We start from the raw sequence: 26473 nt of genomic DNA on the forward strand, positions 1-26473 counted from the left end.
AAGCGGGCCGGATCAATAGACCCTCTGAGAATTCAAACGGGATGGGGCCGGTTTTTCATTTCCGAAGCAGTCGTGGCCCTTGCCTGAAACGGGCGCACAACGCATCACAACTTCGTGCTTGGCCTGCGACGGCCCAAGATTTTTCGCGGAGAAGAGGGTGGATCAGGTCAATATATTTAACCTATCAACAAGATATCTATAATAAATTGGATCTATCGGCACTCGCGCCGTATGCTGGCCGTGCAGTTATCTCAAACAACCAAAGGAGATGATCATGACAACCGAATCCAAGTGCCCATTCCCCGGCCATGCGCGCACAAGCGCGGTCGCCGGAGCCAGATCGAACACAGACTGGTGGCCCGATCAACTGAAGGTGAACATGCTGCACCAGCACTCCCCGCTGTCCGATCCCATGGGCGAGAAGTTCAACTACGCCGAGGAGTTCAAGAGCCTCGACCTGAAGGCCGTGAAGAAGGATCTGCTGGCGCTGATGACCGATTCGCAGGACTGGTGGCCGGCCGACTTCGGCCATTACGGCCCTTTGTTCATACGCATGGCTTGGCATAGCGCGGGCACCTACCGCACCGGCGACGGTCGCGGCGGCGCGGGGAGAGGCAACCAGCGTTTTGCTCCCCTCAACAGCTGGCCCGACAACGTCAACCTCGACAAGGCGCGCAGGCTGCTGTGGCCGATCAAGCAGAAGTATGGCCGCAAGATCTCCTGGGCCGACCTGATGATCCTCACCGGTAACGTCGCGCTGGAATCGATGGGGTTCAAGACTTTCGGTTTCGCCGGCGGGCGCGAGGACATCTGGGAACCGGAAGAAGACATCTACTGGGGAGCCGAGGGCAAGTGGCTGGCCGACGAGCGCTACAGCGGCGACCGCAACCTGGAAAATCCGCTCGCCGCGGTGCAGATGGGCCTGATCTACGTGAACCCGGAAGGCCCGAACGGCAACCCCGATCCGCTCGCTGCCGCGCGGGATATCCGCGAGACCTTCGCCCGCATGGCGATGGACGACGAAGAGACAGTTGCGCTCATCGCCGGCGGCCACACCTTCGGCAAAACCCACGGCGCAGGCGATGCGGCACTGGTTGGCCCTGTGCCGGAAGCGGCCGGCATCGAGGAACAAGGCATGGGCTGGAAGAGCAGCTTTGGCACAGGCAAAGGCGGCGACACGATCTCCAGCGGCCTGGAAGTCACCTGGACCAGCACGCCGACGAAATGGAGCAACAACTTCTTCTGGAACCTGTTCGGCTACGAATGGGAGCTGACGAAGAGCCCGGCCGGTGCGCACCAGTGGCGGCCCAAGGGTGGCGTGGGCGCCGATACGATCCCCGATGCCCACGACCCCGCCAAGCGTCACGCGCCCGCCATGTTGACCACCGACCTCGCATTGCGATTCGACCCTGCCTACGAAAAGATCTCGCGGCGCTTCTACGAGAACCCGGATCAGTTCGCGGACGTGTTTGCACGGGCATGGTTCAAGCTCACGCACCGCGACATGGGGCCTCGTGCGCGCTATCTCGGCCCGGAAGTGCCTGCGGAACAACTCCTCTGGCAAGACCCCATCCCCGCCGTCGACCATGCGTTGATCGATGCACAGGACATCGCCGCCCTCAAGGGCAAGATACTGGCCTCGGGCCTGTCCGTTCCGGAACTGGTTTCCACCGCCTGGGCATCGGCGTCCACGTTCCGCGGCTCCGACAAGCGCGGCGGTGCGAACGGCGCGCGCATACGCCTGGCACCGCAGAAAGATTGGGAAGCCAACCAGCCTGCCCAGCTGGCAAAGGTGCTCAAGACGCTGGAAGGTATCCAGGGCGCGTTCAACAGTGCCCAGTCCGGCGGCAAGAAAGTTTCGCTTGCAGACCTGATCGTGCTGGGCGGCTGCGCAGCCGTCGAGGCGGCTGCGAAGAAGGCCGGCCACGACGTGAAGGTTCCCTTCGCACCGGGGCGCATGGATGCCTCGCAGGAGCAGACCGATGTGCACTCGTTCGCCGTGCTGGAGCCGATCGCAGACGGATTCCGCAATTACGTCCGCAAGGGACTCGAAGCATCGGCGGCCGAGCTGCTGCTGGACAAGGCACAGCTGCTGACGCTGACCGCCCCCGAGATGACCGTCCTGATCGGCGGCCTGCGCGCCCTGAATGCGAACGTCGGCCAATCCAAACACGGCGTATTTACCAAGCGCCCCGAAACACTGACCAATGATTTCTTCGTGAACCTGCTCGACATGAAAACGGCATGGCAGAAATCCGCCACAGCCGAAGGCGTGCTGGAGGGACGCGACAGGGCGACGGGCGAACTCAAATGGACAGGCACCATCGTCGATCTCGTCTTCGGTTCGAACTCGCAGCTAAGGGCACTCGCGGAAGTCTATGCCTGCAGCGATTCGCAACAGGCGTTCGTGCGCGACTTCGTGGCGGCGTGGAGCAAGGTGATGAACCTGGATCGGTTCGACATTGCGTGAACTCAATGGGTAGGGTTGCGCAGCTTCTACTTGCATCGGGGTATCCCGGAATCCGTAGGTCGGGTTAGCGATAGCGGTGCGTGTGTTGTAGGGGCTTTAGCCCCTTAGTGGATTGCCTGCCTTTGGTACAACCACGGCCTACCCCTTGCGGGCGTAACCCGACGCTATCGCTGCTCCTGTCTATGATGTCGGGTTACGCTACGCTAACCCGACCTACAGTGCTATAAATACCGGCTGGCATTTGTGGTCGCGGGCGAATGTGTGCTGCGCTATGACAACGAAGCAGGCAAGGGCGATCACAAGCATGTGCGCGGCAAGGAAATGAAATACCGTTTCGTCTCGGTCGACAAACTGGTGGCGGATTTTTTCGAGGAAGTCAAAAGGTGGCGCGATGAAAACAGTAACGATTGATATCCGGCCATTGGCCGACACGCTGGGCGATTTCACCCAGACCTGGAAGAGCGGCAAATCTTCCGCGCCGCGCGTCAGCTTCGAATCGCCCGAATTGCTGTTCAAAGTGCTGTCGGGCAAGCGTTGGGAACTGCTGAACGTAATGACCGGCGCCGGAGCCATGTCCATCCGCGAAGCGGCACGGCGTGTGGAGCGTGACGTCAAAGCGGTTCATGGCGATGTGACCGCATTGCTTAACGCCGGGCTGCTGTCAAAAACAGACGATGGAATGATCATCTTTCCCTACGATGCCATCCATGTGGACTTCATGCTCAAGGCGGCTTGAAACAATTTAAGGGGAGTCGCTGTTCGCCCCGGCCCTTCAATTCCGTTCGTCCTGAGCTTGTCGAAGGAACGAGCGGCGCGCAGCACACGCTTGCCCCACTAACTTGGGTGCGTCATGCCGATTGCGGAACGCTCCGGCGATCCTCAACCAAAATGCCGCGCACCGCCGCCTCATACTGCTCTTCACGCCAAGGTTCCTTCAGCGCCGCCGCGTACCATTCCCTCATAGCCTCCAGTTCCAGCAGGCGCGCTACATACTGCATCGCAGCCGGCTTCAATTGCAGGCCATAGGTCTGCACGCGGAAGGCGACCGGGGCATAGAAGGCATCAACCGCCGTGAATTGCGGCCCGGCCAAAAACGGGCCGCCAAACTTTTCCAGCCCTTTCAGCCACAGCGCATTCAGGCGCTCCAGCTCAAGCGCAAGCGGCGCGGCAATATCGACCAGCGGGGCGCAGATGCCGCAATTCATGCCGCAGCGTTGCCTCAGCTCAAAGAAGCCGGAGTGCATCTCCGCGGCAGCGCTACGCGCGTATGCGCGCGTAGCCGCACTCGAAGGCCACACATGCTCGTGCCGTTCGGCCAGATATTCAACGATGGAAAGCGAATCCCACACGCGCAGCTGCCCGTCTTTCAGGCAGGGAACCCTGCCCGACGGCGACACATCGGCGATGGTCGTCCCATCTGGCAAATTGCCAAAAGGAATAAGCGTCTCGGTGAACGGAATGGAAAGCTCACGCATCAGCACCCACGGGCGCAACGACCACGAGGAATAATTTTTGTTGGCGATGAAGAGTTCGTACATATTGCTATGCCTTTCCATATATCCCGAAGAATCTATTATTGGGGTTTCCATATTTGGCGACAACAAGAAACCTGTTGCCTCGTCATTCCGGCCCTTCGACAAGCTCTGGGCAGGCTGACCTTCGGTCAGGCCGGAATCCAGTCAGCTCCGTAGGTCGGGTTAGCGACAGCGTAACCCGACGTTGCTGCTGCGTGCGTCTCATGCTGTCGGGTTACACCCGCAAGGGGTAGGCCGTGGTTGTACCAAAGGCAGGCAATCCACTACGCAGCAAGCTGCGTGTGGAATTGACACTACGGGGCTAAAGCCCCAACAACACACGCACCGCTACGCTAACCCGACCTACGGGGCTCCTCCGTTCGTGGTGAGCTTGTCGAACCATGAACGGTGGACGCCTAACATTCAGCGTGTTACCCATCGAACCCTTCGACAGGCTCAGGGCGAACGGACTTAATCGGCGTTTCCTTAGCTAAGAAATAAATCCGTCCCCAATTTTTACTTGCAGACTTACGGTTTGCGGCGTTTGGAGGGAAGGTGCTGTTTGCCCTGCACCAGATCCTTGGTCGGAATCCAGCTGCGCTTCGACTTGGGCTTGTCGGTCTGTATGTTCTTCCCCTGATGGCTGTGTTGAGCCGCCTTGTAGCTCTGAATCGCCGCCAGCAACTGCTCCTGGGTGACCTGAATGCTTGGGTGCTTTTCCTTGGGATCAAAGTTGGAGAGCTGTTGCTTGATGTGGGCCAGCCGCGTGGCGCTGTCGTCCTTGGCGCGCTGCCCCGTCATCATCGCCTGCCCCTCGGCAGAGAGGGTATAGCCACCCTCTGCCTCGACGATCAGGCCACAAACACCCATGCGCGCAAACGCGTCCACCAGTTTGGACTTGGCCGGAATCTCGCCGTGTTGGGCCATGGCCAGCGCGGTGATGATCTCGTCCAGCGCGGCCGGGCGACGCTTGGCCGCAATGGTGAGGGACAACAGCAGGGCGGCATCGTCGTCGTAAACGGGGTACATGGTGAACCTTTGCAGAGTTAGCGTGCGTCCGGACTTGAGGGCGAGAGTGTAATGGATGCGGGCTGGTTAAGGCGGGTAACCGGTAGCCTTTGCCACAGTTTCCAAGCTCCGTAGGTCGGGTTAGCGCAGCCTAACCCGACGCTGCCGGCACTCCTCAATGCTGTCGGGTTACGCTGTTGCTAACCCGACCTACAGTGCTAATTATTTCCGATGCAGACCCCTCTGATTCCTCATATCAGCACTACCGCCCTGTTGCAGGATACTCGATGTGTTTTAGCGGACACTTGATAGGTGGGAAATTGCAAGATCGGGCCTTGGGGGCTGTGTTGTGGCTCGGTCGAAGCGGCAGCACCAATATATCGCACGCCAGTGATACGACGATCCTCCGACATATGCAGATGTCCGTGTAACAGCAGCCGAACCTTGTGCGTGACGCAAAGCAGATTGAGCATCCGCCTTTGCGACTCCGGCACCTGATGCCCAATACGATCGAGCTGCGAAAAAGGGCGCTGCCCACGTTTGATCGCCGTTTCCTCTTCAGGGATATTCGGGCTGTGGTGCATGGCAATGATTTTCACAGGCACATCCCGATGCTTGTGTAACATGCTCGCCAAGTCCTTTAGTTGATAGTATCCAATATCACCCATGGCATTGGTGGCTGCGGTGAAATTTCCCAGATTATTCGAGTTAAGTCCAAACACCACGACGCGAGGATCAGGACTATAGGCCCACGGAAACCTGGTCGGCTGGCCACCCATCAGCAGCCCCTTGTGAACCTTTGCCATGTCCTCTTCTCGGTACTGTGTACCTGTTTTTGGAAGACGCGCACCCAAACAGCAGACATCGTGGTTGCCAGGCACCACGTGCACCCGATCTTTGATATTGGCCTTTTCTACTGTGTCCCAGAAAAATTTCCATGTATCAATATCGCCACGATCGGTGACATCGCCCGTCACCAGTACCAGATCAGATTCCTGGATCACCTTTGATGCGACAATCTTTCGGAAGTTGGCATTCATGCCGGTGAGTGCATCGAAGAGCTTGGGTTCTGAGCGTGCAGCGTTGTCCTTCGCCGTTAGATGCAAGTCAGAAAGATGGGAAATTCTAAAGCTGTTCACTGCGCTCCCAATTTTCCCTTGTACATAAGAAAAGGATTAAAGGACCCAAGCTCGAATTGTTTTTCGTTCTAATCATCTTTTCCCATATCATCTCTCTCCGCATCTTTTCCTGAAAACTAATTCGAGCCTAGCCCGTTTAAATCCATTTGCTCAGTTTTGCAGTAGCCCATTACGTCCGCTTCCGGTATTGCCGTAAAAGACCTCGACATGGGCAATTGTTTCAATTCCGGCAGGTGGGTCGATATTTTCAAGAATGATGAATTGACCCCAGTGGCTAATGGAAGACAGATGTTCAAAAAACGATTGCTTAAGAGGACTTGCGGCAATTCTCTTTTCATCCTCCGCGAGTGCGCCGGCTTTGGGATTTTTTATCGGGTCGCGATACGTAATTAAGGGTGAATCCAAGATAATGAAGCCAGGATGAGGGAGACTATTTTCTCGACAATAAATGAGAAGGGCTACTTTGAAGGCAGCATGTGTAATGGCTCTCACACCCTTGCCGTTGTTGCTTCGTAACTTCCCATCAATTTTGATGTCATGCGCTTTGTCATCGAAACTCACATGGCAGTCTCCCGGGAATTTCCAAGCCTTAAGTACTTTGCTTATAGTTAAAGCAAGTTGATGAGTTGCTGTGTCAGGTGTTTTTAGATTTGGCTTGTCATCTTTGGAAGGTTTTTTAAGGCTGTTAAACTCTTCTATCTTCGCTAATAGGTTGTTCTTGTGTTCCAGAAGAGAGAGTCCATTTTTTACTTGATCGCGTGTGTCAATGATTTCCCTAATCGTAAGTCTGCTATCGTTGGCTCGCGGGTTTAGCTGGTTGATTTCTCGTTCAACCTCGTCGAGTCGCTGGCTTAGTTGAGGGTATTGTTCTTTAAGCGCCCGTTCTTCTGCAAGCAAGTTTGTAATGACTAATTTGATTTCCTGTCGCTGCTTTTCAATTTTAGCTATTTCAATATCTGCGCCATTACGAATTGCGGAAATATCTTCGTGGTCATTCTTATGCTTCTGCGCGCTGGCTGGCGCGCCGCATAATGAGCAATCTTTTTCATTATCTAGTGAAAGCAAAAAGCTTGCTTCTTCAAGCGCAAGAAGGCGAGCAATGTCAGACTGATAAACGCTTTCTAGTTGAGCAAAACGACCAAGGTGGATATTAATCTCTTCTGTTCTCTGCCCAATTCTTGGAAGTTCAGTAGATAGAAATCTTCGTTCATCTAGTAGGTTGCGAACGGTGCCCTGTACGTTGTCGAATTCCGATTCGAGTTTATCTAATGTTGAAGAGAGCCTTTCATACTGTGACGGCAAATCAGTAACATCAGGATAGTCTGCAAGTTTTGATTCGATGCCGTTAAGCATTTCATTTATAACTTCAATGCGAACGGCCTTTGAAGTATTAAATGTTTTACCGTCTTGTAGAGGCACTATGGCGCTATCGTCCAAGCCTGTTAAAAGCAGCTTAAACACGCTCCTCTCCTTAGTCCTAGTGATATGTTGCCCGCTTTCTACGGGTGACTGTTCGCTTTGAATTGTTGTCTCGTCAGTTAGGGAAATCGCTGCAATGTCTCGGAAGCTTATCGGGTCCGTGTTGCCATTGGCATCTTTGGCTAGTCGCTTATCCGAGAAGCTGAGTTTCTCGAGTAGGAAGTGAGGGAGGCTTTTTGCACTTTTTGTTTGCTGTGTTGGAGCCAATAATTCTGGATCCTTTGCTTCATCTGTTGATTTGATAAGTCCTTTATAGAGTTTGAATCCACCTCCACTCACTGATCTTGATAGAGTGAAATTCTCTGAGTTGTTGAAGGTGAATCCAAACCAAACTTGGTCATAACCTTCACGTTCTGGAATCTCTGGCAGTTCTTTTGCTGCTCCCAGCATAAAGTCGATGGCTTTCACAGTAAATGACTTGCCAGTGTTTGACGCTCCATAAACCAGATTTAGACCGTTGCTAAAATTGAGTGTTGCAGGAGCTACATTAGGACCAGTGAAGGTTAGGTGTCGAATGGTTAGGCTGGGCGTGTTCATTATTGTCTCCCCATCATTGCTTGTTCATCTTGGAACTCAATATTCCAACGCCCTAGCTTATCTGCGATCAGGTCATGCAATGCCTTATCTCCTCGTGGTAGTACATGGTCGGCAAGCCAAGTGGCGCGCACCTTCAGCTTTGCTGCATACTCTGTTTTCATCAAATCAACGAGCGGGTAGGCCTCATCCGTAGCAAAGTATGTAACACCACGTTCATTTACTTCGGTAGATACCAGATGCAGTCTGCGCATGAGTGTAATCCCCTGCTCTACAAGACTTCGTCGGACAAGTATTTCTCCATTTCTTTGAGGTAGATTTGGGTGGAGACTCTCAGGCCCGTCAATATCCCCTGTATGGACAACAAGGTGATCGAGCCAAGTCAATTGAGTCAGATCAAGGGAAATAGGGTATGAAGCGTTCAAAATTACTAGTGTGCGAATGCCGGTTTCAATGGGACTGTTAAACAGTGGCATATGGGGCAACATGTCGCGAGAGTTTATTTTTTCCATTTGACTTTCCCATCGTTGGCAAAGTGATGACAAATCCCTTGTTTTACCGGAATGCGCGCATGTTGGGCTAAAGGACCAGAAGGCGCTAATTGCGCTGCTTGGCTCATTACGGCATTTACGCAACCCAGCGCATCAGTATGTTTCGCCTCGCATGTATCAATAATTCCGTGGTAGATATCGCTCTCGAAGTTCTCTAGCGTAACGTGGTCAGTGTTGTCTCGATAAAAACGTTTGAATGCGTCAGCATCGTAAAAACGCTCTCTCTGCATAGATAGATGCTGGCTATGCTTACCATGTTTTGTGACATCCTCGTGATTCGCAAATGGGAAACCTTCTCGTTGGCCATAGGCATCAATAAGCTGGTTAATATAGGGTAACTCTCGGTTATCAATGCTGCTTGGGGTGGCGCCTTTGGGCGCGGGGCCGGGATCGGCACCAAACCATTTATAAAGCACGGGTTTCGCTGCTGGATCAGACAGAATGTCATCTAACTTGAGCCTATGGATGGATGAGAAGTCATAGCTCCCAATAAATTTATTCAATTGTTGGTCAAGCACGATCTTTGTATTTTCTACGATGTTATCTGCGCAATATTGATCCCACTCGGAAATGAGTTTTGTTTTGAATTTGTTTGGATTGAATATAAGAGTCTCTAAGTTGCGGTTTACACCACGTGGTACGACAAAATAGTACCGCTCTGGCGCAGTAAATTCTTTAAGGTAAGCGTAATAGAGAATTTTCCCAATTTCGCAAACCGCAGTGTCAGTTGGAAGGGGCTTTGCATATTGCTTGCACTGGTAGTTGTCCCAATTGCCCTCGTGCCTCTCTTTTGTACGAAACCCAACGATATCGCGCCCCATATCGCCTGCACCTGAAAAACGAGTTGTTTCAAAATAGCCAGAGGTTTTCGCTTTGACCCAATCAAGTACAAACAGCTCCAACTGCGTATCGTCAAGAGCCAATACATCTCGATCATAGTTTTTCTTTGCCATGTTTATTTCACCCCCATCCCCAACCAAGCATCCGAAGTCAGCGGCCTCTTCAGCGTAGGCAGTGTCTCTTCCAGCCAAGCCAGCGCAAGCTTCTCCTTCTCGCGCCATAGAGCTTCGCTCATGTTTTCGGAATGTGGTTCGACAGGCTCACCACGAACGGACATGATTGATTTCTTCATCATCTGAATCGGTGCGCTGCCCCTGACCATGTTGTCCCAGAAGTCGCCAGTGCTGCCGACGGGGAATGCTTTTGTGACGCCGCGTTGCGGTTTCGGCAGGTCGGGCTTGATGGCGCGCAGTGCGCCGAACTTGGTTTGCGTGGCGGGCGATTGGTCTACGGGTGTCCAAGTGGTGATGGCGATGCTGCCGCCCGGTTTGAGGGGGCTAGCGTTGTGATTGAGCGCAGGTTGTTCGCTGGATGCGTGAGACAAGTCTTCCCCTTCAATTCGAATGCCGGTCGCCCGTCGTGCGGGTGCTTGTCTTGCGCCAGCCTCGCTTCTGGGGATTCTGCTGTGAGCCTCGCTCCGTACGTGCGGCGCGATGTGCGTGGTGCAGATTCACCCGCAAGGGGTACGCCGGTGGGTACCCGGCGGCTGCGCCGCCACCCTTCCGCAGTGCAAGTGGGGCAGACTTTATTTGAGCGAGGCGGGGTGTGTCAATGCGAACGGAAGGGAAATAGATAAGCGCTTGCTGGCGCACTGTTTCTTCTATGTAAAATTAATGTGAAGCTCTATCAAGCCGCCATCTTCAACTCAACTTTCTTTCCCGCTCTGGTCGCCAGCGTGATCAGCATGTCCAGACTGAATTTCTCAAACTGGCCGCGTATCAGGTCGGAGACGCGCGATTGCGAAATGCCTAGCACTTGAGCGGCGTCAGCCTGTGCACATATTTCATCGTTTCATCCCCATTGATTTGGCACGCTTCGAAGCTCATAGCCTTTCGTGCCGGGCCCGTCAAAGCACAAGAGTCCATTCACATTTCGACAAGCTCAATGCGAACGGATTTTTGGATAATGAGTGCCGAATCAGTAATCACTCATCCGAAGTCAACCCATTCTCAATGGGTGTCAGAATCGTCGGTCTTTTTCGCTTTAGGCGGCAGCAAGAATTCTCCCGGCCTCTGCCGGAATCGCCTGCCCAGGCTTTGCAGCAAGGCTCGCCTTTGCGTAAAAGTGACCTTGCGCGCTTTCATCGCCACGCTGAGCGCCAGGGTGAAGCTGACCACCAGATTGGTCAAGCCGATCAGCGCGATGCCCAGCACGCCGAGCCACAGTTCTTGCGGTTGCATCGCGAAATCCAGCCCGATCAGCGAGAAGCCCAGATAAGCGGAAGAGAATGTGATGTGCCGGATGTCCACCGGCAGGCCGAACAGTACGCCGATCGCAGTCATGCCGCCCAGCATGCAGCCGAAGTAGAAGTTTCCCGCCAATGCGCCCAGGTTGTTTTCCACATAGTCGGCGACCCTCGACAAGCGTGCCTTGCCCAGTAGTCGCTCCAGCCAGCGCAGTTGCTTCAGTCGCTGCGGGATGCGGTTGTACATGGCGAGGTTGTCGTGGTGGCCCGCGATCAGCCCGGACAGGAACAGGCATACACCGGCGATCGCGGCATAAAAGACCGCCAGGCTGTGGATCGGGTCGATATCTTCCATCAGGTGATGGGCTTTTTCGGGCGAGATGAAATGCACACCTGTCGCTTGCATCACCCCCCAGGCGATCAGCATGGCCATCGGTATCACAACCAGCACGTTGCCGAGGATCGCTGCCAACTGGCTGCGCAATGTCTGCGCGATGATGCTGGTCAGGCTCTCCATGTCGCGGCTGTTGCCGCCGTGCTCGCCGATGCTGGCGGCGATGGCCGAGGCCGTCATCGCGGGCTGCTTGGTGGCGACGGTGAAGTGCAGGATGTGGATCAGCATGAAGCCCAGGCCGTAATTCAGGCTGAACAGCAGCGCCTCGGTCAGCGGTGGCAGGTGTTCCTTTGAGAGTTGCAGCTTGAGCACCGCCATGAAAGCGATGATCAGCCCCGCACCCATGGCCGATTTCAGCAGCGCAAAATATTCCGATCGCGTGCTGGTGATGTAATGCTCGCCGGTGCGGCTGGCGTTTTCCGTCACGCGCAAGGCAAGCAGCTCCAGACTTTCCCGCCAGTGTTGCCTCACGTCGTTCTTGTGGCATTCGCCGCTGACCAGGGTCTTGAACAAGCCCACCAACAGGGGGAGTGCTCGCTCACCGCTTTTGTCCTCGCGCAGTGCGGCGAGAATCGCAAGCAGCCGTTCCATGCGCTCCAGCTGCTGGGTCAGCCGCTGCAACAGGAATGTCAGGCTGATGCTGGTGCCGGAACGGGATGCGGTGCGCCGGATCTTCTGGATGATCTGCGCGCACTGGTCCAGCAATACCAGGATGTGCCGTTCGTCCTGAAACTCAAGCGAAGCGTCCGCCCATGCAAGCGAGAACTGCTCCAGATATTCGCCGACTTCATCGTTCTGGGTGAGGAAGGGCGAAGCGAATTCCTCAAGCGAGGGTTCGTTGCGTATCAGCTCCGGCTCCAGGCCGATGGAAGAGATCCGATAGGACAGCACCAGCACCGCATCCACGATGCCGCGAACCGGTGAGGGTAGGCTAGTCTCTGCAGCTATTGATCCGGCACTCTGTATCCGAGAATCCGTTCGCATTGAGCTTGTCGAAATGTGAATGGATTCTCGTGCTTCGACATAACCAGCCACTTGGTTGTCGTCTTTTGACAACCTAGTGGAATGGCTAGTAGTTCCTTCAGGCTCAGCACGAACGGCAATTAGGTTCAAAGCGTGCCCGATCAATAGCTCGTCGAAGCGCAGCGCCGCCAGCAGTTCCAGCCAGCGGGCATCCGGCACCGCGTTGACCCAGACTTCGTCGTCATCGCGGGTGAAGACTAGCGCGAAGAGGTCTTTCAGGTATTGGGAGTCGATCGCCTCCGGCAGTATCTTGTGGCTCACCCGCCGGTACAGCTCCGTGAAGAATCCGGTACTGGGGAGTATTCCCGATTCCACATACAGCGAGACCGGTTTGTGGGCGCCCAGCAACTTGAGCACCGCACCGCGCAGCGAGGCGCGCAAGTCCGGCCGCCGCCCGAGTATGTGGCAAAGCGCGCCTATCATGTGTTCCGCATAAGACGCGTCTGCGGATTTTCTGGGGCGGATCTTTGATACGAGTCCGGCGATCAGCGTGATCTCATCGACATCGTCTTGAAGATGGCGTTGCAGCAATGCTTCCATAAGTATTTTTACTTTACGTGATGAGGAATGGGCCACTCCGGCTCGGCGGCCAGTATCGAATACGTGCATGTGATATGACCGAAGCGGATGGTGGACAGCCCTCGCTTCACGAAGTTGCAAGAGCAGTCTTTATTTGCCCCAGACAGATTTCCGGCGCGCACCAGCATCGGAGGCATGGCGGAAGATGACCGGCACGGCGTGGAGAGACAGGTGACGGGGGCGCTGTTGAGAGGGCGATGGAATACGTTCTGCATTTTCAAATCCCCCTTAGTCCTCCTTTTCTAAAGGGGGATCACAGCAAATCCATGCATCACTTGGATAGCTTCTTCCTTATCCAGCTTGGATTTCTGCGGCAATCAAGCACAGCGAATACAATGACTTCATCGTTAGCGACACGATAATAAACAGCGAATGGGAAACGTTTGGAGAGAAGCCGGTGGTAGCCCAGCACTACGCGGTGTATTCCCGCAAAGTAGGCCAGTGAGTCAATATCGGAGTAGAGCGTGTCCAGAAAATAAGCGCCGAGGCCGTCTGCTTGTGCTTCGTAGAAGTGGTGACCTTCTACGAGATCGTTCTCTGCGGCACTGAGGACTTTTATCCTCATGCGACGTTTTTCTTGATTCTTTCTTTGGCTTCTTCCCAATTTGAAACGGTTACCTTGCCTGCATTCAGGGCAGCTTCGCGATCATTAAGGATCGCTCCATGCCATGCCGGAGACTCCAGATTCTTTTCGTTGCCGGCCATGTCTGACCACAGCATTTCCATTAAATCCAATTTTTGGGTGAATGAAAGCTGTGCAATAGGAACGTCGATTCTGTTCATCATGTTTCCTTTCATATGGCTGTCCAAAATTATTGGGGACAGACTCCGGTTATTCTAGGGCCAATTATTACTTGCGATGACCTGATGCCTGGACACGGTGCTGTTCCATCAGGGCTTGCGCCTGCTTTTTGACCACATCGGATTGTACCGGCTTGCAGCCTTCGATCTGCATTGAGGTCCGGACAGCTTGGGAGATTTTCTGGTTCAGGTTGGCGCTGACTTTCATCGTTTACTCCCCAAAGCATCTCGCCTGTTTGGCGAGTTTCGTTGCTGCGAATTATATCAGTTTCGGGTGCTCAGAGCCCGTGCGGGGTAAGGATTCTTCCAGGTTGAATTAAGGCAACACAGCCTCAAAGCCCGCGCATATAAACCGGCCGCAGCGGCCGATGTCCGGCCATCGCTTCGCGCAGTTGCAGCAGCAGTTTTTCCTTGTCCTTCGGCAGATTTCCGGCGAGCGCCAGCGCATTGGAGGCATGGTTGGAACGGAAGATGACCGGTTGCGGCGGGTTGAGGCCGCTGATGAGTCTTTCCTGTTCCTTCAATATCGCCAGGTCGTCCGGCATCTCGAACGGCTCGCCGTATTTGCGGCGGAATTCTTCCGCGATACTTTCGTCCAGATACAGTTGCAGCGTGGAAAGGTAAGTCACGGGCGCGCTGTTGAGCAGGGCGATGGTGCCGTCTATGTGTTCGTCGCTGTGCTGCGTGCCGCCCAGCCCGAGGATGACGGTGGCGGAGACTTTCATGCCGCTGGCGTGTGCCTTGTGCAGCACTTCGGCCATGCGCCGTTGCGTGGCGCCCTTGGTGATCTTTTTCAGGACGAGGTCGGAGCCGGATTCGAGACCGAAGTAGAGCAGGCTCAGTTTGTGTTCGCGCAACAGGGCCAGTTCTTCGGCGCACTTGCGCTGGATGTTGCCGGGCGTGGCATAGCAGGAAACGCGCGTCAGCCGAGGCAGCGCTGCCGCCAGTTCGCGCAGGATGGCGAGCAGGTGTTCGGTCGGGAGAGCGAGCGCATCGCCATCGGCCAGAAACACGCGCTGCGCATCGGGCCAGTCGGCGGCGGCACGGCGGATATCGGCAAACACGGCATGCAGCGGGCGTTCGACATAATCCTTGCTGCGATACATGGCACAGAAACTGCACTGGTTGAAGCTGCAGCCCAGCGTGGCCTGGATGATCAGGTTGTCGCCTTCGGAGGGCGGGCGGTACAGCGGCATGTCGTAGTGGAGGTTCATGCTGAATTGTAACGGGGTTATTCCCTTTTAATGCAATGCCGACAAGGCCGATTCATGCTGGAAATTATCTCTTTGCAAAAATAGGGGTATTAACAAAACCAATTGCGTATGTGTCGAGTGGCAGGCACATTTGACGCGTACCAGTCACCGGATAAATATGAGTCTAAGGAAACGCAGATTAAGTCCTCCGTTCGTGGTGAGCTTGTCGAACCATGAATGGAGGACGATTAACATTCAATATGTTATCTGGTCGACCCTTCGACAGGCTCAGGGCGAACGGACTTAATCTGCGTTTCCCTAATAAGCCTGCGGCGCTTTGCCCTTTGCAAATATAATCCATAGGCACCATACATGTTATTAGAGCATCCAAAACCAAAACGGTGTGCGCAATGAATATCATTAGCGATCTCGGCAGCAGTTGCTCACGGCAATTTTTCATGGTCGCGTTGTTGTTCTGCGCACTCGCGGTTCGCGCATCGGCCGACACTGCACCGGCACCGGCTGCCGGCGCTTTTGAACCCATTCCGGTTTTCTCCATTTACCCTCCTGTCAAACCCGATGGCACGGCGGACGAGGCACTGGCGAGCGGGCGCGTGGTAGACGACCGCTATGCAATGACTGACAGGGCAAACAAACCCTGGCGTATCGCCTTCCTGTTTCCGCACATCAAGGATCCGTACTGGGTGGGTTGCGATTATGGCGTGATCAGTGAAGCCAGACGGCTGGGTGTCGCGGTGGATATTTTTCCGGCAAACGGCTACGACGACATGATTGGACAGTTGCGCAAGATGGACGATGTCATCGCGGCGAAATACGACGCCATTGTCATTTCTCCGCTCAGCCTGACGGCGAATAACGCCTCAATTGCCAAAGCGCGCAGACTGGGCATTCCGGTGTTCGAGCTGGCGAACGACAGCACCAGCGACGACCTGACGATCAAGGTGACCACCTCGCTGAAGAGTATGGGTGTCGACGCCACGGAATGGGTCGTTCGCGACGCACAACGGCGCGGGCTGAAGGAGATCAATATCGCCTTGCTGCCCGGTCCGTCGGATGCGGGATGGGTCAAGGGTGAAGTTGCAGGTACGCGCGACGCGGCAGCCAAAGCTGCGATCAAGGTCAATATCGTCGATATCAAGTACGGTGACAGCGACAGGATCGAGCAATCGCGATTGGCGGAACAGCTGCTTGCCGAACACGGCAAAAAACTCGATTACATTCTTGGCTGCACCGGCTGCGCACCCGCGGCGATTCTGCCGCTGAAGCTCGCGGGCCTTAATAAGAGGATACGGATCGTTGCCTATGACCTGACCCGTGAGATCGCCGGACTTATCCGCAACAAGGAAATCGTCGCCTCTGTCGATACCAAGGGTGTCAGCCAGGCACGCGTAGTCACCAATGCTGTGGTGAGCTTCCTGGAGGGAAGAAGCAAAGAGCGGCCGCATACCATCCTGGTAAAACTGGGACTGGTCGACTATGGCAACCAGGCGACATACCCGTTCGATACGACCACCGCTCCCGCGGGTTTCAGGCCCGTCCTTTCCTATGCTCCGCGGAAAGGCAAGTAGCAGACGATGAAATTCAAACGGCTAAAAGACAAGCTGCTGCTCAGCGCAGTGGCCGTCAGCGTCGCGGTGGCGCTGGTTACCTTGCTGACTGTTTCGTTGGTGGTCCGCCAGCAGAATATGGATCAGTCCTATGCTCATCTGCGCAAGGCATCCAGCGTGATAGAAGAAGAGCTGGCCAATCGCAAAGAGAATCTCTTGACTGCGTCGCGCCAACTGGCGAACCAGAAAAATCTCGGGTCGACCATCTGGTACCTCGCGCAATATGCACAGTTGGGCATCGATCGCGAGACGCTGTTCAGCACTTACCAGCAACTGGTGAAGGATACTTACAAGATAGGGCGGGTCGCGCAGCTTTCGCGCATCGCGATTTACGACTCATCAGGCCGTCTGATCTCGTTTGCCCTGTTCGACCGCAACAGCAAGCAGGTAGGCTTTGTCGAGCACTCGCGTGCGACTGTGATTCAGGCAGCCACCTTGAGGGATGGCGAAGAGCTGAGCAGGCAGAATCTGCGCGCAACAACGTCCACGCCCAAGATCGGTCTTCAATTTGAAGGGCCGCTGCCACGGCAGGAGAGCATGCATTACGCCGTCAAGAACGGAATGCTGGTGATAGAGAGCTACGTTCCTGTCATGGGTGAGGCGTTCGATGCCTCCAGCGGGAAGCAGAGGTTGAAGCAACTTGGCCTGGTTGTCATGGAGCATCCGTTCGACCAGTCCTTCGTCGACCAGCTCTCCCGGTTGACCGATACCCGCATCAATGTGTTTATTCCGCAGGGTTTCAGTGTTGGCAGCTTGCCCGTGTACCGGAATCCGGACTGGAGCAATGCAAAGCAAGGTTCCGCAGCACCCGGGAAATTGTTGAACGAGATAACGGTAGATGGCGAGGGCTATTACCAGAGTCTGATGTCGCTTTACGAGGATGACAAAATCGTCGGGTCCATTGCCGCGCTTTATTCCAAAAGCATCGTCGAGAAAAACACCTGGGAGATGGTCAAGACACTGGGCTTGATCGCAGCGATCAGCCTGCTGTTCATTTTTGCAGTTGCCTGGTACTTCGCCACCTCCATTTCGAAGCCGCTGACGACGCTGAGCCGGATTTTCCGGAGCGTGGCCGGGGACGCGTCCGGAAATTTGAGCAACGAGCTCGGGCAGTTGGAAAAGGAGAAGGCGAGGGGGGATGAGTTGGGCGACCTCACGCAGAGCTTTATTGCGATGAACGACGCCATCAACCAGAAGATTCAGCAGATCAACGAAATCAACGCATCTCTTGAGCGCACGGTGGAGGAAAGGACTGCGGCGCTGGCAAGCAGCGAGCAGGACCTGCGCTCGATGATAGAGAACTCTCCCGATACCATTGCCCGCTACAACAGAGACTGCCGTCGCGTCTATGTCAACCCTGCTTTCGGACGTATCACCGAGGGAGGTGCGGCATCACTGTTGAACAAGAGGCCCTCGGAGGTTCCGGGTGGGGAAAATTTCGAGATCTATGAAGCCAGGATCAGGGAGGTTTTTTCGACGGGAAACAATGCGCAGTTCGAATTGAAGTGGCCGCGCAAGGATGGGAAGGTGATTTATAGCCACATCCGGCTGACAGCGGAACGGGATATTTCAGGCAATGTGACTTCGGTGCTGGGTGTGGGGCGGGATATCACCGAGTTAAATAATTCCCGGGCGGAACTGAAACATGCAAATGACCAGCTGGAGGAACTGAATCAGCAATTGCAGTCACTGGCAACCAACGATCCGCTCACGCAGTTGCCCAACAGGCGTCTGCTCATGGACAGGCTCAAACATGCCTTGGCTGCCAGCGCGCGGAATAGCAAGGCCGGTGCACTGCTGTTCATCGACCTTGATAATTTCAAGGCCATCAATGACACACTCGGGCACGATAGCGGCGACTTGCTGCTGCAACAGGTTGCGCGACGTCTGGAGGGTTGCGTGAGGAATGGCGATACGGTCGCGCGCATCGGGGGCGATGAATTTGTGGTCATGCTGGAAGACCTGAGCATGGATGCAATGGAGGCTGCAGCGCATGCGGAGACAGTCGGTAACAAGATTCTCGCCGCTCTCAACGTGCCATATGATGCTTCCTTGCGCGGTAGCAGCTGCACACCCAGTATCGGCATCACGCTATTTGATGACAGGCCGCAATCGATAGACGAGTTGCTCAGGCAAGCCGACATCGCCATGTATGAATCCAAGAAGTTCGGGCGCAACACCCTGCACTTCTTTGATCCGCAGATGCAGAGAACGATAGATGCCCGCGCGGCTATCGAATCACAGTTGCGGCTCGCGCTGAAGAACGGACAATTCCGCTTGTATTACCAGATACAGGTCGACAGCCTGCATCGGACATTGGGCGCCGAGGCATTGATCCGCTGGGCGCACCCGGAGCGCGGATTGGTCGCTCCTGCCGAATTCATTCCGCTGGCTGAAGAAATCGGGCTGATTCTGCCCATAGGGCAATGGGTGCTGGATACCGCTTGCATCCAGCTCAAGGCGTGGGAGGGGGATGCGCTCACTCGCAGCCTCATTCTTGCAGTGAACGTGAGCGCCAAACAATTTCGCCAGCCTGATTTCGTTGCGCAGATCCGATCCCTGGTGCAACGCCATGCCGTCGATCCGAGGTTGCTCAAGCTGGAGCTGACGGAAAGCCTGTTGCTGGAGAACATCGAGGACACCATTGTCACCATGAGCGAAATAAAGAAAATCGGTGTCCGCTTGTCGCTCGACGACTTCGGTACCGGATATTCATCCTTGCAGTACCTGAAAAGGCTGCCGCTCGATCAACTCAAGATCGATCGTTCATTCGTGCGCGACATCACCGTGGACAGTAACGACAAGATCATCGTCAGCACCATCATTGCCATGGCGCAAAATCTGAATCTGAACGTCATCGCCGAGGGCGTTGAAACCGAAGAGCAGAGGCAATTGCTCATGAAAATCGGTTGCTCCAATTTTCAGGGGTGCCTGTTTGGCAAGGCAGAACCTGTCGATCAATTTGAAGTCTTGCTGAAGCAGATTGCCGTACCTGAGGTAGGGGTTTGAAGGCGGCGGTATCGACACCGCCGTTCTTCTTCCCATGGGTACAGGTATAGAGCGGCACCTTCTCCTTGGGCTTTGCCCCGCCTCCTTGTGCACCGTTTCATCAGCGTAAGTTGCAACCGTAAACGGCGGTGCGGGGCAGTTTGCCCGCGCCATGGTCGTCCCGTTACGCCGGCGTGGCAGTGAGCGCACCGCGATAGCCGAAATTTTCGAGCGCCTGCCACACGCCGAGGTAACGGCTGCCGTTCTTGTCGGGCTCGACGCCGATGACGGTGAAGTCATCGATGTCGTGCTCGATGGCCGCTGCGCTTTCCTCGGCACCCAGCCAGACGCCGAGCGGCCAGCCATGGTCGTACTCGCGGCGGATCAGCTCGGCGCGGCGTGCGCGCCATACCGCCAGCGGCACCAGCACCGGCCCGACCGGCAGCTTGACGCCGTGCGGTGTGTCTCCCGCCGCGAGGCGCAGAACCTTCCAGTTATCGGGTACATTTTCGAATCTGTCTTTCAGCGTGGACATATGACACCTTCCTTTTTGTGGTTGAGCAGTTGAGTCATTCAACTTGCTGCAAAGTCTAGCCATGTGTCATATGTCGTGGAAATACTTGTTTGTTACATCAAAATAACTAATTGATATAAGGGGAGCGAAAGCGCAGGAATGCTGAGGCTCGCCATGCCGTTTGCTGTGATACGGGGCGCGGAAGCTGACTGGTTGAAGTTGCAGCCAGGCGTCCCACACCCGGCCCTCTGATGAAACTACTGATGAAACTATTAGCCATCTGACTATTGATCCGGCACTCTTTATCCGAGAATCCGTACGCATTGACCCTTCGACTGAGCTCAGGACTAAAGGCCTTGTCGAAATGTGAATGGATTCTTGTGCTTCGACAGGCTGTGCGTGTGCTGTTGGGGCGAATGCCCCTTACAGCCACGGCCTACCCCTTGCGGGTGCAGCACGAACGGCAATTAGGTTCAAAGCGTGCCGGATCAATAAGGCAGCAGGCTGCCAAGTCATTGGTTATAACCATACGACTAGTTTGCAAACAACTGCAGCCTGGTCGCTGGTTATCCCGCCTGCGGGAGAGGAAACGAAATTTGACCTACTCTTTGGATGGTTTCACGAAGCTGATGACGTTCGAGTTCGGTTGCTCGCCATCCGCGTAGTAGGGTTTGGCCTGGTCGAAGTTGAGTTTCTCGGCCAGTTCTTTTTCCCGTTCCGAGATCAGGCCGAAACAATCCTTGATGTCCTGGATGGTGCTATCCGTCAGCGGGTTGGCACGTCCGCCGAGCGGTGTGACGTCTCTGACAACATTGCCCAGTGTCTTCCGCATCAGGCGCAGGATCTGTTGTTCTTTGCTTAACTCTTCTGTGTTCATGGATATATACCGGAGTGAATTGCAGGAAATAACTTTACTGGAATTGACGGGGTTGGGTCCAAATTATTTTTTCGGGCAATTGTCGTCGTGTGGATTGACGCTTGGAGTGCACAGAGGCAGATCGATGCGTCATTTGATGCTTGCGGTTTCAACTTTCGAATTGAGTTTCCTGAAATCGTCGATGTAGGACGCTATTTCTTCAGACAGGTGTTGCTTCTGCCGCGTTGTGAGCGTTGCCGCTATCCGGACTGTCATTTCATTCATGGCGTTTTCGTAAGCGGCGATGGCTTGCTGCTGTTGCGGTGTTCTGGACGTTTCAGGCGTGACGAGCCATTGCCGGAACAATGCGGCGATCCTGTCTTCGCCGGCCTTGTCTCTTAACAGGGCAATCAAACTGGCCTGTTTGGCTTCCCGCTGCTCGATGTAGGCTCTTGAGGCAAACGGTATGTGCAGGCTCATCTCGGTGATCGCCTTTTCCTGCGCGGAGCTCAGGTTGCCGACCATTTTCTCCACGAGTTCCACATGTCTCTCCGCACGGTCATTTAGCATCTCCTGGTCGCTGCCATCAAGCATCTTTTGTCTTTGTTTGCGGCTTCGTTCTGCAAGCGTGTACGCAAGCTCCGTTATCTGGTCTCTGTCCAATGTGCTCAGGATGTGTGCGGCGGGCCGGATCATCGGTTCCATGGTCAATTGATATAGCCTTCCGCTTTCGGCTCTCAGGCGCATGACGTCGGCGACCGTCATGCCTGATTCCCGATTGACCGTCGCATCCACATCCTGCAGGAACGCGATGTATCCCGGCAGTGCGTTCTTGCGATGCCAGCGCAAGTAGTTGTCGACCTCGAGATGGATCTGTTCTTTCTGTGAAGTGCTGAACGAGGTGTAACCGTTGATCCAGTAGCGCAGTATCCAGTCGGCGTGATTGTAGCCAAGGGTAACCATGCTGCAACCGCTGCAGCAGAGCAGGACGAGAATGATGAATATTGATCCGGCACGGTAAAGTCTGAAGTCCGTTCGCCTTGAGCTTGTCGAAAGGTGAATGGGCTTCGACAGGCTCAGCCCGAACGGTGTTAATACTTCACAGTGCCCGATCAATAATTTGCAGATATTCATTTTCGAATTGGACGGGTGAGCGTTGGTCTGTTTTAGGGCAGCATGCCGCAGATCGTGCGTGGTCGCGATTCCATCTTGCTGGTAACACTGTACTCCTGTCGCCGACACCGCGGCGAAACCGGCAGCCCTAACGGGCGCAATGTTTTCTGGAAGTGGAATTCAGGTAAAGCGCCATCATGCCGCCGACCAGCCAGATGCTGGCTATCGCGGCGAGCCAGAATCCGGGTGCACCGCGGGCGGGGCCGAAGAAATTCGTGAGCCCCAGCGCGATGCCGCCGCCCAGACCCGGCACCCAGAGCGTGATGGTGTAGATCACCATCGGCACCACTGACTTCTTATAGCCGCGCAGGGCATTAACGGTGATGGCTTGCATCGCGTCGCCCAGATGGTAGAGGCCGACCATCACGATCAGCGGGATCGCGATCGCCTGTACCTGAAGGTCGTTGGTGTAGAACGCGGCGATGTACGGCGCGCCCAGCCAGAGTGTCAGGCACAGCACGATCGCGATCGACATGCCGAAGCGTATCGCTTCCCAGCAGATGTGGCGGGCGCGCTGCGGTTGTCCGGCGCCGAGTGCCTGGCCGACCAGCACCGAGGTGGCATTGCCCAGCGAGAGCGGGATCATGAATGCCAGTGCCGCGAGATTCGCGGCGATCTGGTGCGCGCCGGAAACGACGGGGCCCAGGCGCGCGATGAACAGCGCCATGAAGGTGAACGCGGTCACATCCGCGATGAACGTCAGGCCGATGGGGAGGCCGAGCTTGAGGAATTCGCGTATGGCGGCGAAGTCCGGTGCGGTGATGCGTCTGCGCAACCCGAACTCCGCGTATCGCGGGTTGTTCAGGCACCAGCCCCAAGCGAAGGCGGCCATCAGCCAGGCATCCAGCGCCGTCGCCACCGCGCAACCCGTTGAGCCCATCTCCGGAAAGCCGAACAGGCCGAACATGAACAGCGCGTTCAGCGGCACCTTGATCGCCAGCGACAGCAGGTTGAAGAACATCACCGGACGCGGGCGCTTGATTCCCGTCGAAAGGCCGAAGAACAAGCGCAGGGCGAAGGCAGCGGGCACGCCCCAGGCCGACGCGGCCAGATAGGCGCGCACTTTGGTTTCCACTGCGGGCTGCAAATGCGAGATGGCAATGATCGGCCCGGGAAAACGCAGTAGCAGGATCGCCACGAGTGCGAGCGCTAGCGATATCCAGATGCCCTGGTGTATCTCGCGCCCGATCTCGGCGCGCTGTCCCGCACCGTGCAAGTGGGCGATGATGGGCGGCACGGCAAGCAGCACGCTGATCAGCGACATCAGGATGGTGGCCATGATGGATGCGGCGATGCCGACTGCGGCCAGGTCGATGACGGTCAGTCGCCCGGCCATCGCAGTGTCGATGACGGCATTGGCCATCATCGCCAGCTGCGCGACCAGCATGGGCCAGCCGAGGTGGATCAGTTCGCGGGTCGAGGAGGCGGGGTGCATGTCGGGGTTATTGGTTATGGAGAGAACTATGGCGATAGGGTGAGTATTCAAGGAGTCATCCCTCACCCTACCCCTCTCCCACTGGGAGAGGGAACTTGCCCGGCGTTTTCATGGATGTCGCGGTGCAGGATTAAACCCCTCAGCATCGATTTATCATTACAGCTTATCGTTTCTTCAGCGTCAGCGCATCGCCCTGAAAAACTATCCCTTCCCAGCCGGTCTTGATGAAATTGCGGATGTTCTGATGGTCGGTGCCTTGCGGATGCTTGAGCACATCTTCGCGGTAATAGGCGCCGAAGCAATGCAGGGTCTGCTCTGCCGTCAGGCGATGCAGCCTGGCGAAAGAGAAGACCTTGCAGGAACCGTTGTTCTGTCCGGCTTCATTTTGCAGGTCGCCATTGCGGAACGCGGTGGGGGTGAAATCGTAATGCGCATCGATCACCGAGATGGTGGCGTTGAAATTGATGCCGTCGGGTGCGGTTTCAAGAGTCTGCAGGAATTGTTTCATGAGCGGTAACGGGATAATTGAAAGGAAACAGGTATTCTATTGTCAGTATACCGTCATGCGCTATCTTCCTGATTGTTCCGGGCGCACGTACCGGTATCCGGCATGGCAGCTGAAGTTTGAGATAATGCGATGACCTTCAATCCGGACGCTCGATCACCATGTGGCTGCAAAGAGAGATACACCTGAAACCGAAGCCGCGCGGCTTCCATCTGGTCACCGATGAGGTGCTGCGCGAACTGCCCGAACTGGGTAATGTCAGGATCGGCCTGATGAACGTTTTCATCCTGCACACCTCCGCATCGCTGACCATCAACGAGAACGCCGACCCCACAGTGCGTCAGGATTTCGAGAGCTACTTCAACCGCGCGGTGCCGGAGGATGAACACTATTACCGTCACCAGGACGAGGGTACGGACGACCTGCCCGCGCATATCAAGTCCAGCTTGCTGGGCAGCAGTCTGAACATCCCGGTCAGCGACGGGCGGCTAAAACTGGGGACATGGCAAGGGATATACCTGTGCGAACACAGGAACCACGGCGGCAGTCGGCGTATCATAGTCACTGTGCAAGGTGAATAACTTAAGGATCAGCCATGTCCCCTACGCCCCCAGATGCCCTGCTTTTTATCACTCCGGTCTGCACGCATTGTCCTTCCGTGTTGCAGGCGTTGAGCGAACTGGTGAAGCAGTCGCAGGTTGGAAAACTGACGGTAGTCAATATCGCGGCGCATCCCGAGCAGGCTGCGGAATATGACGTGCGCGGCGCCCCGTGGTTGCGCCTGGGTTCTTTCACGCTCACCGGCGCGCAAAGCATGGCCGAACTCAGGCAATGGGCCGAGTGGGCGAGCGGGGACGAAGGGACTGCGCATTACGTCGAGCATCTGCTGAAAGAAGGCGGCTACAAGCAGGCCGTGGCATTCATCTCCGGGGATACGCAGCGCCTGAAGCCGCTGCTCGCTATCGTTACCAACCCCGAAGCCAATATCTCGGTGCGTCTCGGCGTCAGCGCACTGCTGGAAGCCTATGCCAATATGCCTGAACTGCAGGCACTGTTGCCGCAACTGGCCGAATTGACTTTCCACTCCGACCATCGCGTGCGTGCCGATGCGTGCTATCTGCTCGGCCTCACCGGCAGCGTTACCGCCCGCCCTTATGTTGAAGCCTGCCTCAAGGATGCCCATGAAGAAGTGCAGGAAATAGCCGAAGAGGCGATGGAAAAGCTGGCGAAGAAACACGCGAAATCGTAATGCAAACCCTGAACCGGGGATAACCAGAACTCATGGACGAGAGTGCTTTCCGACAGAAGCTGGCCGAGGCGATTGAGCGGCCCTGTACGTTCGGGAAGTCTGTGCTGACCCGCTGCGTTGGCTGCGAGCGCTCGGATCGGGTGCAGATCGCCGAGCGTGAAGTCGTCACTTGCCAGAATGCGGCCAGCCTTTCGCGCTGTACGGAATTGCACGTCCATTTGCGGCATAGCTTTGCCTTTGCGCTGGGAAAGGTGCATGACGACGATGTTTTGTCGCATGCACAGGAAATGCGCGTTCAATGCGGCGGATTGAAAGGATTGCAGTTCGTCCTGAATGACAACGACGAGGTAGCCAATGTGGACGCGTTGTTGGAAAGCGCGATCCGGAACTGGGATGACCTGGCGGAGATTCCGTATTCGCAAGTCGTTCATGCCGCGGCACTATGCTACAAGGGGCGGCATAGCTGATTATTGTGTCTGGCTGATCTGTGCAAATTCAAAATTAAGGGTATCCGTAATTTGCGGTTGATTTAGATTTGTGATGAGCATCTCAAATCGCAACCCACACCTGACCTTTGAGGTGGAGAATCTGAGGGGCCGCTTCACGTCAAGTAGGGGACGTTCAATTCGATGAAAATTGGTGAGTTTGAAAGACTCTTCCTAACCCAATGCAGTCTGTGACGACAGAGTCTATCGGGCAGTGAAAATGCAATGCTGATATTCACTTCTACGACCCGAAGCAGACCGTCAGGGGATTTCAATGTCATCAAATTATTAGATCACACTCAATGCGATTTCGACCATTCTGCTTTGCCGTGTAAAGAAGCTTGTCTACCCGCTTGTAGACGTCCTCGAACTTTTCATTTCTATTCACTTCAGTGAGTCCGATGCTGATAGTGATTGATATTCTTGATTCGCCATCATTAGCCAACTCAGCTTCCTCAATTATGGAAAGAAGATTGCTTGCCATGCTAAGGCATTTCGAGTGAGAAGTATCGCTAAGCAATAATGATGAATTCTTCCCCTCCGAAGCGACCAAAATAATCTTTGTGCTTAATGTTATCTTGTACAAGATTTGCAAGCGCAGTTAATATCTGATCGTGCTACATATATATCTTGCATGAATAACTCCTTTATACAGTTGCTTTTAGAAAGAAGTACGCCACTCATTTTCATGATCAGAAACTTCTATTCCC

General features: G+C 55.2%; 28 protein-coding genes and 1 pseudogene. 8 read left to right on the forward strand and 21 right to left on the reverse strand.

All coding sequences use genetic code 11. The features are described 5' to 3' along the window. Positions 1-274: 274 nt before the first annotated feature. From katG to QOY30_RS03890, 3 genes and pseudogenes are all read left to right on the forward strand, one after another. Positions 275-2470, forward strand: a complete 2196-nt coding sequence (gene katG, locus QOY30_RS03880; protein WP_283743320.1) for a catalase/peroxidase HPI — start codon at positions 275-277, stop codon at positions 2468-2470. Positions 2471-2695: 225 nt separating this feature from the next. After that, positions 2696-2881: pseudogene (locus QOY30_RS03885) on the forward strand (toxin-antitoxin system TumE family protein); the annotation flags it as partial. Continuing rightward, the gene (locus tag QOY30_RS03890; RefSeq protein ID WP_283743321.1) at positions 2862-3206 is read left to right on the forward strand and encodes an HVO_A0114 family putative DNA-binding protein; all 345 of its coding nucleotides are present in this window, start codon (positions 2862-2864) and stop codon (positions 3204-3206) included. The pseudogene QOY30_RS03885 and the gene QOY30_RS03890, both read left to right, overlap by 20 nt. Positions 3207-3318: 112 nt before the next feature. Here QOY30_RS03890 and QOY30_RS03895 read toward each other — a convergent pair whose 3' ends face one another. The 14 genes from QOY30_RS03895 to QOY30_RS03960 all read right to left on the reverse strand — a co-directional run bounded on the left by QOY30_RS03895 (position 3319) and on the right by QOY30_RS03960 (position 14951). Then, complete coding sequence (locus QOY30_RS03895; RefSeq protein ID WP_283743322.1) at positions 3319-4008, reverse strand: glutathione S-transferase family protein; 690 nt, start codon at positions 4006-4008, stop codon at positions 3319-3321. A 504-nt stretch (positions 4009-4512) separates the two neighbouring features. Beyond that, a complete protein-coding gene (locus QOY30_RS03900) occupies positions 4513-5013 on the reverse strand; it encodes a hypothetical protein (protein WP_283743323.1) in 501 nt (166 codons plus the stop codon). A gap of 230 nt (positions 5014-5243) precedes the next feature. Then, positions 5244-6131 carry a metallophosphoesterase family protein gene (locus tag QOY30_RS03905; RefSeq protein ID WP_283743324.1) on the reverse strand — a complete coding sequence of 296 codons (888 nt, stop codon included), beginning with the start codon at positions 6129-6131 and terminating at the stop codon, positions 5244-5246. A 150-nt stretch (positions 6132-6281) separates the two neighbouring features. After that, the gene (locus QOY30_RS03910; RefSeq protein ID WP_283743325.1) at positions 6282-8147 is read right to left on the reverse strand and encodes a coiled-coil domain-containing protein; all 1866 of its coding nucleotides are present in this window, start codon (positions 8145-8147) and stop codon (positions 6282-6284) included. Further along, entirely contained in the window at positions 8147-8656 is a 510-nt protein-coding gene (locus QOY30_RS03915) for an ABC-three component system middle component 2 (RefSeq protein ID WP_283743326.1), read from the reverse strand. Before QOY30_RS03915 ends, QOY30_RS03910 begins: the two co-directional genes overlap by 1 nt. Continuing rightward, positions 8644-9648, reverse strand: a complete 1005-nt coding sequence (locus QOY30_RS03920) for an ABC-three component system protein (RefSeq protein WP_283743327.1) — start codon at positions 9646-9648, stop codon at positions 8644-8646. Before QOY30_RS03920 ends, QOY30_RS03915 begins: the two co-directional genes overlap by 13 nt. Positions 9649-9650: 2 nt before the next feature. After that, positions 9651-10079: a hypothetical protein gene (locus QOY30_RS03925; RefSeq protein ID WP_283743328.1), complete on the reverse strand. Its 429-nt coding sequence runs from the start codon at positions 10077-10079 to the stop codon at positions 9651-9653. Between the two features lie 302 nt (positions 10080-10381). Further along, positions 10382-10537: a helix-turn-helix domain-containing protein gene (locus QOY30_RS03930; RefSeq protein WP_283746024.1), complete on the reverse strand. Its 156-nt coding sequence runs from the start codon at positions 10535-10537 to the stop codon at positions 10382-10384. Between the two features lie 167 nt (positions 10538-10704). After that, the gene (locus tag QOY30_RS03935; protein ID WP_283743329.1) at positions 10705-12897 is read right to left on the reverse strand and encodes a site-specific recombinase; all 2193 of its coding nucleotides are present in this window, start codon (positions 12895-12897) and stop codon (positions 10705-10707) included. Positions 12898-12905: 8 nt separating this feature from the next. Then, on the reverse strand, positions 12906-13151 hold the full coding sequence (locus tag QOY30_RS03940) for a hypothetical protein (RefSeq protein WP_283743330.1): 246 nt from the start codon (positions 13149-13151) through the stop codon (positions 12906-12908). Between the two features lie 56 nt (positions 13152-13207). Next, on the reverse strand, positions 13208-13501 hold the full coding sequence (locus QOY30_RS03945) for a type II toxin-antitoxin system RelE/ParE family toxin (RefSeq protein ID WP_283743331.1): 294 nt from the start codon (positions 13499-13501) through the stop codon (positions 13208-13210). Beyond that, positions 13498-13719: an addiction module protein gene (locus QOY30_RS03950; protein WP_283743332.1), complete on the reverse strand. Its 222-nt coding sequence runs from the start codon at positions 13717-13719 to the stop codon at positions 13498-13500. The genes QOY30_RS03945 and QOY30_RS03950 overlap by 4 nt, the downstream gene beginning before the upstream one ends. Positions 13720-13786: 67 nt before the next feature. After that, positions 13787-13945: a hypothetical protein gene (locus tag QOY30_RS03955; RefSeq protein ID WP_283743333.1), complete on the reverse strand. Its 159-nt coding sequence runs from the start codon at positions 13943-13945 to the stop codon at positions 13787-13789. Between the two features lie 124 nt (positions 13946-14069). Next, positions 14070-14951 (reverse strand): radical SAM protein, encoded by an 882-nt coding sequence (locus QOY30_RS03960; RefSeq protein ID WP_283743334.1) that lies wholly within the window; start codon positions 14949-14951, stop codon positions 14070-14072. A 389-nt stretch (positions 14952-15340) separates the two neighbouring features. On the opposite strand from QOY30_RS03960, the gene torT reads away from it, so the two are divergent. Further along, positions 15341-16519 (forward strand): TMAO reductase system periplasmic protein TorT, encoded by a 1179-nt coding sequence (gene torT / locus QOY30_RS03965; protein ID WP_283743335.1) that lies wholly within the window; start codon positions 15341-15343, stop codon positions 16517-16519. A 6-nt stretch (positions 16520-16525) separates the two neighbouring features. Then, positions 16526-19567: a putative bifunctional diguanylate cyclase/phosphodiesterase gene (locus tag QOY30_RS03970; RefSeq protein WP_283743336.1), complete on the forward strand. Its 3042-nt coding sequence runs from the start codon at positions 16526-16528 to the stop codon at positions 19565-19567. A 163-nt stretch (positions 19568-19730) separates the two neighbouring features. Here the strand turns inward: QOY30_RS03970 and QOY30_RS03975 are convergent, their stop codons facing one another. The 5 genes from QOY30_RS03975 to QOY30_RS03995 form a co-directional block, all read right to left on the reverse strand. After that, a complete protein-coding gene (locus tag QOY30_RS03975) occupies positions 19731-20144 on the reverse strand; it encodes a hypothetical protein (protein ID WP_283743337.1) in 414 nt (137 codons plus the stop codon). Positions 20145-20661: 517 nt separating this feature from the next. Beyond that, entirely contained in the window at positions 20662-20937 is a 276-nt protein-coding gene (locus tag QOY30_RS03980) for a segregation and condensation protein A (protein ID WP_283743338.1), read from the reverse strand. A 129-nt stretch (positions 20938-21066) separates the two neighbouring features. After that, positions 21067-21879, reverse strand: a complete 813-nt coding sequence (locus QOY30_RS03985; RefSeq protein ID WP_283743339.1) for a DUF6279 family lipoprotein — start codon at positions 21877-21879, stop codon at positions 21067-21069. Positions 21880-22177: 298 nt separating this feature from the next. After that, a complete protein-coding gene (locus tag QOY30_RS03990; RefSeq protein WP_283743340.1) occupies positions 22178-23590 on the reverse strand; it encodes an MATE family efflux transporter in 1413 nt (470 codons plus the stop codon). A gap of 97 nt (positions 23591-23687) precedes the next feature. After that, on the reverse strand, positions 23688-24032 hold the full coding sequence (locus tag QOY30_RS03995) for a HopJ type III effector protein (protein ID WP_283743341.1): 345 nt from the start codon (positions 24030-24032) through the stop codon (positions 23688-23690). Between the two features lie 158 nt (positions 24033-24190). Here QOY30_RS03995 and QOY30_RS04000 point away from each other — a divergent pair, with 158 nt between their 5' ends. From QOY30_RS04000 to QOY30_RS04010, 3 genes are read left to right on the forward strand one after another with little or no spacing between them, the layout of a single operon-like run. Next, positions 24191-24610: a secondary thiamine-phosphate synthase enzyme YjbQ gene (locus QOY30_RS04000; RefSeq protein WP_283743342.1), complete on the forward strand. Its 420-nt coding sequence runs from the start codon at positions 24191-24193 to the stop codon at positions 24608-24610. Between the two features lie 14 nt (positions 24611-24624). Next, the gene (locus tag QOY30_RS04005) at positions 24625-25278 is read left to right on the forward strand and encodes a HEAT repeat domain-containing protein (RefSeq protein ID WP_283743343.1); all 654 of its coding nucleotides are present in this window, start codon (positions 24625-24627) and stop codon (positions 25276-25278) included. 32 nt (positions 25279-25310) lie between these two features. Next, the gene (locus QOY30_RS04010) at positions 25311-25745 is read left to right on the forward strand and encodes a hypothetical protein (protein ID WP_283743344.1); all 435 of its coding nucleotides are present in this window, start codon (positions 25311-25313) and stop codon (positions 25743-25745) included. Positions 25746-26043: 298 nt separating this feature from the next. Here QOY30_RS04010 and QOY30_RS18080 read toward each other — a convergent pair whose 3' ends face one another. Both QOY30_RS18080 and QOY30_RS18085 read right to left on the reverse strand, forming a co-directional pair. After that, the gene (locus QOY30_RS18080) at positions 26044-26316 is read right to left on the reverse strand and encodes a diguanylate cyclase (RefSeq protein WP_502958703.1); all 273 of its coding nucleotides are present in this window, start codon (positions 26314-26316) and stop codon (positions 26044-26046) included. Further along, positions 26276-26371 (reverse strand): diguanylate cyclase domain-containing protein, encoded by a 96-nt coding sequence (locus tag QOY30_RS18085; protein WP_502958704.1) that lies wholly within the window; start codon positions 26369-26371, stop codon positions 26276-26278. The genes QOY30_RS18080 and QOY30_RS18085 overlap by 41 nt, the downstream gene beginning before the upstream one ends. Between the last annotated feature and the right edge of the window lie 102 nt (positions 26372-26473).

Source organism: Sideroxydans sp. CL21, assembly GCF_902459525.1.
Lineage (GTDB): Bacteria > Pseudomonadota > Gammaproteobacteria > Burkholderiales > Gallionellaceae > Sideroxyarcus.

What these genes read in the sequence shown, in the direction of transcription:
- katG (WP_283743320.1), top strand. Translation starts at nt 275, where the DNA reads ATGACAACCGAATCCAAGTGCCCATTCCCCGGCCATGCGCGCACAAGC.
- QOY30_RS03890 (WP_283743321.1), top strand. Translation starts at nt 2,862, where the DNA reads ATGAAAACAGTAACGATTGATATCCGGCCATTGGCCGACACGCTGGGC.
- QOY30_RS03895 (WP_283743322.1), bottom strand. Translation starts at nt 4,008, where the DNA reads ATGTACGAACTCTTCATCGCCAACAAAAATTATTCCTCGTGGTCGTTG.
- QOY30_RS03900 (WP_283743323.1), bottom strand. Translation starts at nt 5,013, where the DNA reads ATGTACCCCGTTTACGACGACGATGCCGCCCTGCTGTTGTCCCTCACC.
- QOY30_RS03910 (WP_283743325.1), bottom strand. Translation starts at nt 8,147, where the DNA reads ATGAACACGCCCAGCCTAACCATTCGACACCTAACCTTCACTGGTCCT.
- QOY30_RS03915 (WP_283743326.1), bottom strand. Translation starts at nt 8,656, where the DNA reads ATGGAAAAAATAAACTCTCGCGACATGTTGCCCCATATGCCACTGTTT.
- QOY30_RS03920 (WP_283743327.1), bottom strand. Translation starts at nt 9,648, where the DNA reads ATGGCAAAGAAAAACTATGATCGAGATGTATTGGCTCTTGACGATACG.
- QOY30_RS03935 (WP_283743329.1), bottom strand. Translation starts at nt 12,897, where the DNA reads ATGGAAGCATTGCTGCAACGCCATCTTCAAGACGATGTCGATGAGATC.
- QOY30_RS03940 (WP_283743330.1), bottom strand. Translation starts at nt 13,151, where the DNA reads ATGCAGAACGTATTCCATCGCCCTCTCAACAGCGCCCCCGTCACCTGT.
- QOY30_RS03945 (WP_283743331.1), bottom strand. Translation starts at nt 13,501, where the DNA reads ATGAGGATAAAAGTCCTCAGTGCCGCAGAGAACGATCTCGTAGAAGGT.
- QOY30_RS03950 (WP_283743332.1), bottom strand. Translation starts at nt 13,719, where the DNA reads ATGAACAGAATCGACGTTCCTATTGCACAGCTTTCATTCACCCAAAAA.
- QOY30_RS03955 (WP_283743333.1), bottom strand. Translation starts at nt 13,945, where the DNA reads ATGAAAGTCAGCGCCAACCTGAACCAGAAAATCTCCCAAGCTGTCCGG.
- QOY30_RS03960 (WP_283743334.1), bottom strand. Translation starts at nt 14,951, where the DNA reads ATGAACCTCCACTACGACATGCCGCTGTACCGCCCGCCCTCCGAAGGC.
- torT (WP_283743335.1), top strand. Translation starts at nt 15,341, where the DNA reads ATGAATATCATTAGCGATCTCGGCAGCAGTTGCTCACGGCAATTTTTC.
- QOY30_RS03970 (WP_283743336.1), top strand. Translation starts at nt 16,526, where the DNA reads ATGAAATTCAAACGGCTAAAAGACAAGCTGCTGCTCAGCGCAGTGGCC.
- QOY30_RS03975 (WP_283743337.1), bottom strand. Translation starts at nt 20,144, where the DNA reads ATGGCTAGACTTTGCAGCAAGTTGAATGACTCAACTGCTCAACCACAA.
- QOY30_RS03980 (WP_283743338.1), bottom strand. Translation starts at nt 20,937, where the DNA reads ATGAACACAGAAGAGTTAAGCAAAGAACAACAGATCCTGCGCCTGATG.
- QOY30_RS03985 (WP_283743339.1), bottom strand. Translation starts at nt 21,879, where the DNA reads ATGGTTACCCTTGGCTACAATCACGCCGACTGGATACTGCGCTACTGG.
- QOY30_RS03995 (WP_283743341.1), bottom strand. Translation starts at nt 24,032, where the DNA reads ATGAAACAATTCCTGCAGACTCTTGAAACCGCACCCGACGGCATCAAT.
- QOY30_RS04000 (WP_283743342.1), top strand. Translation starts at nt 24,191, where the DNA reads ATGTGGCTGCAAAGAGAGATACACCTGAAACCGAAGCCGCGCGGCTTC.
- QOY30_RS04005 (WP_283743343.1), top strand. Translation starts at nt 24,625, where the DNA reads ATGTCCCCTACGCCCCCAGATGCCCTGCTTTTTATCACTCCGGTCTGC.
- QOY30_RS04010 (WP_283743344.1), top strand. Translation starts at nt 25,311, where the DNA reads ATGGACGAGAGTGCTTTCCGACAGAAGCTGGCCGAGGCGATTGAGCGG.